Annotated in this window: 7 protein-coding genes; 2 read left to right on the top strand and 5 right to left on the bottom strand. The window is 50.8% G+C overall.

The annotated features are described in order from the left end of the window. The coding region (locus G547_RS0115860) for a transposase (RefSeq protein WP_027330688.1) at nt 1–282 on the bottom strand (282 nt) is incomplete at its 3' end. Between the two features lie 25 nt (nt 283–307). Beyond that, nucleotides 308–3,607, bottom strand: a complete 3,300-nt coding sequence (locus tag G547_RS21805) for a DEAD/DEAH box helicase (protein ID WP_211224580.1) — start codon at nt 3,605–3,607, stop codon at nt 308–310. 322 nt (nt 3,608–3,929) lie between these two features. Between G547_RS21805 and G547_RS0115850 the strand changes: the two genes are divergently transcribed. Together G547_RS0115850 and G547_RS0115845 are read left to right on the top strand one after the other, a co-directional pair. Continuing rightward, complete coding sequence (locus G547_RS0115850; protein WP_027330687.1) at nt 3,930–4,538, top strand: hypothetical protein; 609 nt, start codon at nt 3,930–3,932, stop codon at nt 4,536–4,538. Nucleotides 4,539–4,742: 204 nt separating this feature from the next. Further along, the gene (locus tag G547_RS0115845; protein ID WP_027330686.1) at nt 4,743–5,804 is read left to right on the top strand and encodes a helix-turn-helix domain-containing protein; all 1,062 of its coding nucleotides are present in this window, start codon (nt 4,743–4,745) and stop codon (nt 5,802–5,804) included. Nucleotides 5,805–6,314: 510 nt separating this feature from the next. On the opposite strand, the gene G547_RS0115840 is transcribed toward G547_RS0115845, so the two are convergent. From G547_RS0115840 to G547_RS21795, 3 genes are all read right to left on the bottom strand, one after another. Next, the gene (locus G547_RS0115840) at nt 6,315–7,106 is read right to left on the bottom strand and encodes a hypothetical protein (protein ID WP_027330685.1); all 792 of its coding nucleotides are present in this window, start codon (nt 7,104–7,106) and stop codon (nt 6,315–6,317) included. Between the two features lie 50 nt (nt 7,107–7,156). Beyond that, a complete protein-coding gene (locus tag G547_RS21800; RefSeq protein ID WP_211224579.1) occupies nt 7,157–8,122 on the bottom strand; it encodes a hypothetical protein in 966 nt (321 codons plus the stop codon). Between the two features lie 134 nt (nt 8,123–8,256). After that, the coding region (locus tag G547_RS21795; protein ID WP_245573480.1) for an ATP-binding protein at nt 8,257–8,536 on the bottom strand (280 nt) is incomplete at its 5' end.

The raw sequence follows: 8,536 nt of genomic DNA, 5'->3' as shown, positions 1-8,536 counted from the left end.
CGCTGCCTTTTTTAGGAAGGCCAGCTCCTTTTCCAGCTCGGCCTTCTCCCGGCGGAGCTTTCTAAGCTCAGCGCTTTCCTTCTTCGAATAATCGATCCCATCAACCGAGTTGAACTGTTTATCAGATAATCGGTTAAACTGACGTCTCCAGTTATATATCTGCTGTGGGCTTATTCCCAATTCTCTGGCGACCGAGGCCGTCGTGCAGCCTTCTTTCTGGGAGCGATTAACCGCTTCCCGGCGAAACTCTTCTGTGTAGGCTTGTCTCTTTTTACGTGCCATTTTGAACACCTCAATAGTGGTTTATCTAACTATAGAAGGTGTCCACCAATTGTGGGTAACACGGACCTATAACGCCGCTCTCACCTAAGCGATCACTTGCCCAACGAATTGCACGTATGTAGCTATTGTATAAACCTTTCGAAAGCGTTGCGGCAGACTGCCGAGCATATGTTGATCGAATTTTACTATCTAACTTAGGGTAGCCCAGATTAGCGTTATTATCGTTTTCACTTTTCTGCCCCTCTGAATAAGGTGGATTGCCAACAATAACCCGAATATCCAAGCTTTTTTGCCGCATACGACGTGCGCTGTTGTCCACCAGCAGCGCATCGACTAGATCGTCTTTCTCATACATCTGGAAGGTGTCTGTTAGGCAGATACCTTCAAAAGGCGCGTATTCGTCGATGACTTCTCCGTGGTAGGCCGACTCTATATTTATGGCTGCAATGTAATAGGCCAATAATACCAGCTCGTTGGCATGAATTTCGTGCTTGTACTTATGCGGCAATTCATCCGACTTGATCAAGCCCGACTGGATCAGCCGAGTGATGAAAGTTCCAGTACCAACGAACGGGTCGATGATATGAACACCCTTGCTGCCAAGGGTCTGCCCGAACTCCTTTTGTAGCAGATGGTTGACGCTGTGGAGGATGAAGTCCACCACTTCGACCGGGGTGTAGACGATACCCAGGCGCTCGGTCATTTTCGGGAAGGCGTTGCGGAAGAACTTGTCGTACAGCTCGACGATGATTTTCTGCTTACCTTGGGCGCTATTAATGCCAGCAGCACGCATGCGTACACTCTGGTAGAACTTCTCCAGGGTGGCCGCCTCCTTGTTCAGGCGGTGCTCGTGCAAGGCGTCCAGCACGCTCTGCATGGCCTTGGCCATGGGGTTGTTTTTTGCAAAGCTGTACTCATCAAACAGGGCGTCAAACACCGGCTTGGTTACCAGGTGCTGGGCCAGCATTTCGATAATCTCGCCGTCGCTGATGCTGTCGTTTAGGTCGTCACGCAATTCGGCGGCAAAGGCCTCAAAGGCGGCTTTTTCCTGAGTGTTGGCTGGGTTCTCCAAAATGCCTTGGATGCGATCGATATGGGTGCGGGCAATCTTGGCGATGTCGTTGGCCCAATCTTCCCAGTGGTGGCGGTTACCACACTTCTCGACGATCTTGGCGTAGATGGCCTTTTCGATGTCACCGACCTCGTAGGTCAGGTCGGCCTGCTGGGTAAGCTGGCCTTCGGCGTCGTATTTTGCCCGTTTTTCACCTATGCCGTACTGACCCTTGCCAGTATTCTTGCTGCTGCTTTTAGCCTTCTTCGTCACCTTGTCGGTAATGGCGATAACTTCCATCTTGCGCGGGTCAGAGCCGATTAGATCCAGCTTATTGATCATGGCGTCAAAGCTGTCATCGTGGGAGCGAAGTGCTTGTAGCACCTGCCAGACTACCTTATAGGTTTGGTTGTCGTTGAGCGCTTCATGGGCTTTCATCCCGGCGGGAATGACCACTGGCAGTACCACGTAGCCGCGCTTCTTGCCCGGCGCGTTGCGCATCACCCGCCCTACCGACTGGACCACATCGACCTGCGAGTTGCGCGGTGTCAGGAACAGTACGGCATCCAGAGCCGGTACGTCCACGCCCTCGGACAGGCAGCGTACGTTGCTCAGGACGCGGCAGGTATCGGCGGGAGGCTCTTCTTTCAGCCACGTCAGTTTGGATTCCTTTTGGCTGGCATTCATGCTGCCATCCACGTGCGTCGCTTCGCAGATCAGACGCGAGTCGTCCTCTATGCCTTCGGCCTCCTGGTAGGCTTCAACAACCTCCTGGAACATGCCGGCAATATTCATCGAGCTTACTTTATGCTTGGCGCCCTTGTAGTTGGGCGAGATCACCTGGCAAAAGGCGACCGCACGCTTCATGGGCTGGTCATCGCCCACGAGCTCGTCGGCAAGCCCTTGCTTGGCCAGTGCCTTCCAGCAGCCGACGATCTTGGCGGCATCGTCTACTTTGAGCTGATTGTCCTCATCCCTCAGCAGATCTTGAAGGCGGCGGTTGATGACGCTTTCTTCAACCGTCAGTACCAGCACTTTGTAGTCGGTGAGCAGACCACGCTGGACGGCCTCTGAGAAGTTGACGACGAACAGCTCTTTGCCATACAACGCTTCGTCATCCATGGAGCACAGGGTCACTTCGCCGGACTCCGCCTTGACCTTGGCGCTGTCACCATAGATACGCGGCGTGGCGGTCATGTACAGGCGTTTTGCGGCACTGATGTAGTCGGCGTCGTGGATACGCACGAAGTTGCTTTCGTCATCGTCGCCAAAGGTGGCGCCGGTGGTGCGGTGGGCCTCGTCGCAAATGACCAGATCAAATGCGGCTAGGCTGTGCTCATGCTGGGCACGACTGATTACATCGATGGAATGGTAGGTAGAGAACACCACACTCATGTGCTCATCGTCATGCCGTTTGATCATTTCCTCGGCAAGGCGATCCGCCTTTGTGGTCGCTGGGTAGCGCAGCTCATGAGTAAAAACTTGTACCGCGTCATCGTCCTGCTTGCGCTTCTTGCCGACATCATTGTCTGAGCAGACGGCGAAGCTGTGCAGCGGAGTTTCGCTTTCCTGCGTCCACTCAGTGAGGGTCTGCGACAGCAGGGACAGGCTGGGAACCAGAAACAGTACACGCTTTCCTTGCCCTGCGAGCTGTTCGGCTACTTTGAGGCTGGTAAAGGTCTTACCGGTGCCACAGGCCATGATCAACTTGCCGCGCTCGGCTTCTTTCAAGCCTGCTGCCACGGCGTTCAATGCTGACTTCTGATGCTCCCGAAGTGTTTTTTTAGCCTTGAGCGCCACCGTGTGCTTGGACTGGTACTTTACCCAGTCGATCTGACTGTCTTCCAGCGCTTGGAGGTCGATCTTGCTGACGGGGGGCTGCTGGCCCTGCAGCGCGTCTTCGGCATGTTCGCTCCAGTTATTGGTCGTAGTAACAATGATGCGATGCGAGAACGGAGCCTTGCCGGAGGCAGTGAAGAAGCTGTCGATGTCCTTTTTCTGAACCCTATAATTCTCTGCGTACAGTTTGCACTGAATGGCGTGATATTCGCCAGTGCCCTGGGTTCTAGCGACTAAGTCAATGCCCGTGTCACGACCGTCAATGCCGCGCTCTTTGGCCCAATCCGAATACGTCCACACCTGCTCATATAAATCATAATAGGTAGGTTCATTGCGCAGATAGGCGCAGATCAGCTCTTCGAAGTAGGTGCCTTTTTCTCTCTCGGTGATTGAGGCCGAACGATAGGTGGCGAGGAGGCTGGATAGGGCTGACATTTTCTTAAGTTCCTTTACATATAGCTCTGTAAAATTCATAACCACGCGGCACGAGAGTCTACACCGCACAGATTAAAGAGTCACACACGTTATAACTGTCTGCACAATCACCCCAGAGGAGTGATTATGAGGAAGACCCTTGCTCATCCGAAGCCACCCTGTAGCCCCACAAAGGTTAAATTAGCACAACAGAAAAAACCATTAAATATCAATAGGTTACGGACTTTATGGTAAACTAAGTCAAACATCAGAAGACAAAGCTTGACAGGCTGGAATAATTTTGGGAATATTTTGTAAAATTTATACTCCAAGGTGCTCCCTTATGTCGTTGCCCCAAGAAAGTCACGTTCAGAGCGTTCTCCAACCGCTTCACTCAACTCTGGCCAGCATTGTCTCTGGGGCGTGGGCAAAGTGGCGATCCACCGAGCTGGAGCTGCAGCCGGCAAGTAGCCGCACTCGGGCATGCATAGTTTGGGATGCGATGATGCAGCGTGCCTTCGACGCGTTTGAGAACGACCCTCGCGTTGATGTAGTGAGCCGCTCGCAAACACACTACTTCCTCATAGACGACTCAGTTGTATTGCGTTTCAAAAAAGGTAATGTATCCGGGCTAAGCCGGAATTACCCGACACAAGAAGCGCTGAAGTTTCATGAGCCCGAGAACGATTTGTTTGGGTATCCGACAAAGGTAGAGGTTGTTTACGTTTTGGACCACACTGAGACCGAGATCTCCCAGATACTGATAGTGGCTCGTAACGCAAACCAAGTTATTTGGAGCTATGACCTGGTAGAGACTCCTGCGGCCAATGTTGTCGACCTTCCAGTCGAGCAACCAGCCCCGCAAGTCGCTTCCCGTCGGATCGTCCGGCTCAAAGACGAAAAAACTCGTAAGGGTGAAGATGGGAGAGAGAAGTCAGGTGGCGATGGCTAAAGCATTAATCACCTACCGGCGAACTGCGTTAGTCGGAGCGACAGAGATAGAGTCTATTTAGGCCTTCTTGGTTACAGCAGCCCTCCTTGATTGGAGGGCTGCTTTTCGTTCGTCAGAGACAGTGCCAACATGAGCGCTTTCATCTTGTAAACGATAACACCGAAAGAATTGACCGCTAACAGTAAGGCGCGGAGTAATCAAATTATGAGCGGCTTCAATCGCGAATTGATCCAAATTGGTCGTCAGCTCAGGAAGATGAGCCAAACAGACCTGGCCGAGCGGGGAGGTATCACTCAAGGCTTTCTCTCGAAAATTGAGCAAGGCGTTAAGGAGCCTGACGACGACACCATAGAAAGACTGGCCGATGCCCTCAAGCTGCCGAAAAGCTTCTTTGTACAGTCAGACCGTATTTATGGTTTACCCGTAAGCGTTCATCCCATGTTCCGTAAAAAAAGCAAGGTTGGCGTAAAGACGCTTGATGCGGTTCAAGCGGAGCTAAACATTCGCATAATGCACCTCCGAAGATTGATCAAGGCGGTTGACCTCGATGCATCTTTTCCGTTACCAGAGTTCGACGTAGACGAATACCATGGAGACCCAGAGGAAATTGCAAGCTTGGTTCGTCGCACTTGGTTAATTCCTCGAGGCCCCATTGCTAACTTGACTGAATACGTTGAACAAGCCGGGGTTTTGGTAATAGAAAACGAATTCAATGGCTCAGATATTGACGGTGTCACGTTAGCTGTTCCAGGGCTCCCGCCGTGCATCTTCTTGAATTCCGAAAGGCCTGCTGACCGCCGACGATTTACCTTGGCACATGAGCTTGGCCATTTGGTAATGCACCGAGTCCCGTCAGCCACGATGGAAGAGGAAGCAAATGCATTCGCATCGGCACTTCTGATGCCGGCGACTGATATTGGCCCCCAACTAAAGCAGGTTACCCTGCCGAAGCTGGCTTCTCTAAAGGGAGTTTGGAAAGTCTCCATGGCTGCTCTCCTCGTAAGAGCAAAAACTCTTGGAAAAATCACGGGCAACCAGAGCGCTTACTTGTGGAGACAGATGGGGCCGTACCGGAAACGCGAGCCAGCCCAGTTGGATTTCGCACCAGAAAAGCCAACTGTTTTCCCTGAGCTGTTGCGCCTTCACATCGACGAGCTGGGCTATTCTATTGAGGAGCTCGCCGCAATACTTCACGTCCACGAATCGGACATGACACAGCTCTATCGCATGCAAGAAAAAACCGGCCTTCGCTTGGTAAAAGGCTGAACAAGTCGTCTCACCCGAGAGCTAAAGGACTGGCTCTTGTCTGTGACTGCGGACGCATCCTCTGCTAGGCCCCATCAACAAAGTATTTCGATCGAACCAACATATACTCTTGCTGGAATCATGGCCTTCGCTTCGGTCTCAGCAACGATTCCGACTTGTGGCACAGTCATGATGCTATCGTCATTTTGTAGTTATAGTCTTTAAGCTCGAGGTCGCAGAAGAGCTTGTGCTTCGCTAAAAGCATCGTGGTAGTGGGTTTGGTTTCAGGACACCTAAGTACAAAATCTGTAGATCACTGAGATTTTTGGTCGGCTTACGGCCCTAGAATCAACAGATTTTTTATAACGAAGTTGAAGTATCTGGGTGTATTGCCCATTCTCCAAGATCCAAGAAGAACACTGACAAGTTTTTCTAAGTTCGCCTTCATTGTTAGCACGGTCTTCGACTATTAAAGCCCCTCCGCTTTCGTGAATCCAACGCCTTTCAAACCTATATCACCCCAAAACCGACTTACACCTCGAATGGCCGAAGCTTCATTTCGTCAGTATCCCACTGTCGAATATGTGAATAAAATCCATCTACTCCCCTCTCAATACCCTTTGGGTTCAAAAGAAGCTGATTGTTTCGATATAGATCCGAAGCCAAATTATGGCAGTACCTAATCATCTTTGTGGATAGGTGCTCTGGCCCGCCTTTATCACTAGCGTATATCATGGTTACATTATCTGGCAGATAGTAGTCCCCAACTATCGGCTTGCTGTGATCGTTAAACTCAGGATGATTCCCTAAGTCAGAATCTACAATCAGTCCAATCTTTCCGCAGAACTCATGTTGATACAACTGTATGGCGTTTAGTACTTGCCACCAACCCAAATTTTCTGGCTTTACACTCGCATTCCAAAGCTCGAAAAGCATGAACACTCTCGCGTGGCAATAAAGTTTCTTCAACCTTGGAGATATTGGGATAAGATGAAACGCCGCAGTCACTGATACCGAGGACCCGTTCAACCAATTAGTATTGGTGTCAACTGCAACAAGGTGGTCATATGAGAGAATTTGTTGGTTAGAGTTGAACCACGCCCCATTTGAGGCGCCAGAATAAAGGATCTTATCAGGCTTGTTGTTTCTCGCGCGACTAAACTTCAAATGAGTACTGCCAACCAAAGGTTTCATTCTAGTTTCATCTATACCTAGAATCGCTTGATTTCTGAAATCCAAAGCGACTCCACTACATAGATTGGCATTTTCAGGGTCTAGATCAACACGTATACGCCTCGGGTCACGTTTAATCTTCTTGCTCATTCAGTATCCTCGAATTGAGTCCAGACATCTGATAAAAAGTGCATATGTTCTTAGAGATCGCCACGCCTCAGCAACGCTTCAATAGAAGATGCCACTATTCCTAAAGCATCAATAACACCATCCATCACGAAGTCCAGTGCCCGCCCATAGCCGGCATTAACATTGGCTGTGTCAAAACCAAGATTCTGCAACGACACTAAGCACCGCTCCATTGTATCGTGAGCATCAGCTATTCTAAGATCGTTATTCAGGAATAAGGGGGCCATGGCCTCGTTTCGCCTATTCCACCCCTCTGGCTCTCTATCTGAAAAAAAGGCATCACCTACTTCCTCTTGCTCGTTCAAGGTTTCAATTATATTCAAGATCGCCTGCAGCAACTTAAGGCTTCCAAGGTCCCTAACTTCTGACCTTGGGCATCCTGCCCGTTTCAACAATCCCTTGAGGTATCCGTTAGGAACACGTTGTAACAACTCGTGAATGCTCTTGCAGCGAGCCAGGAAGGCCTGCTGTGTCATATCCAATGGCGCGACTTGGCCCAACCGGCAAAGTACCGGGTAAGCCGCCCACCCGTTTGCCGCTATTTCTGCGCGATCGAAACCAGTCAGCTCAAACGCCGTTCTGTTTAATCCCACCGTGGAACCAAGCTCGGAAAGCCCAGCCCCCAATCGCAGAAGCACATCAAGCATCCTTTTCACCTTGGCGACCACATGTTCTTCATTTAAGTCAATATGCGCGATGTCAGCCGGATCAATAGCGAAAGATTTAGCGTGCAGGATTTCACGGTCCGGTTTTGGCTGATACAGTTCTCGCATCGGCACTTTAATCAGGTTTCTTCCCTCTCGACGACAATCAGTGAAACTCCATTGCCCCCCGTACGAAGGACTACAATGCCAACGCTCACCGATACGAACTGGAGTAGTGTCGTAGAAAGCATTTTGTTCGTATTTTTGAAGAAACCGATCATCGAGATAGACTGGTTCCGCCGCCAAGAGTGCATTCGCACGTGCGTGGGTCATGGGTCCCGCGAAACCCGGCCAAAAAATGCCTTCAGCCGTCTGTTCCGTACAGAGCTCTGGCATTACTGTCAACACCGGCGCACTTTGTCCGCATTTTACCGGTTTAGATTGTCCGGTTTTTAACGATTTCAGCGTCAGTTGATGGCAACAGTTTCCTCCTCTGGGTTGGGGTTGTCGGTATTCACTTTCGCGGTATTGGCCGCGATCAGTCCGGCCTTTCGCTTGTCCTTCAGCCGGTAGCTTTCTCCTTTGATGTTCAAGGTCGTCGAGTGGTGCAGTAGCCGGTCCAGTATCGCGGTGGCAATGACCTGATCCCCGAACACCTCACCCCAGTCGGTAAAGCTCTTGTTGGAGGTCAGGATGATACTGGCCCGCTCGTAGCGCCGGTTGACCAGCCGGAAGAACAGACTGGCT

It is taken from the genome of Marinimicrobium agarilyticum DSM 16975, assembly GCF_000423345.1.
GTDB lineage: Bacteria > Pseudomonadota > Gammaproteobacteria > Pseudomonadales > Cellvibrionaceae > Marinimicrobium > Marinimicrobium agarilyticum.
This window is presented reverse-complemented; position numbering and strand designations above follow the sequence as displayed.

Bases quoted from the DNA above. Each gene is read 5' to 3' on its own strand.
- G547_RS0115850 (WP_027330687.1), top strand. From the start codon at position 3,930: ATGTCGTTGCCCCAAGAAAGTCACGTTCAGAGCGTTCTCCAACCGCTT.
- G547_RS21805 (WP_211224580.1), bottom strand. From the start codon at position 3,607: ATGTCAGCCCTATCCAGCCTCCTCGCCACCTATCGTTCGGCCTCAATC.
- G547_RS21800 (WP_211224579.1), bottom strand. From the start codon at position 8,122: ATGACCCACGCACGTGCGAATGCACTCTTGGCGGCGGAACCAGTCTAT.
- G547_RS0115845 (WP_027330686.1), top strand. From the start codon at position 4,743: ATGAGCGGCTTCAATCGCGAATTGATCCAAATTGGTCGTCAGCTCAGG.
- G547_RS0115840 (WP_027330685.1), bottom strand. From the start codon at position 7,106: ATGAGCAAGAAGATTAAACGTGACCCGAGGCGTATACGTGTTGATCTA.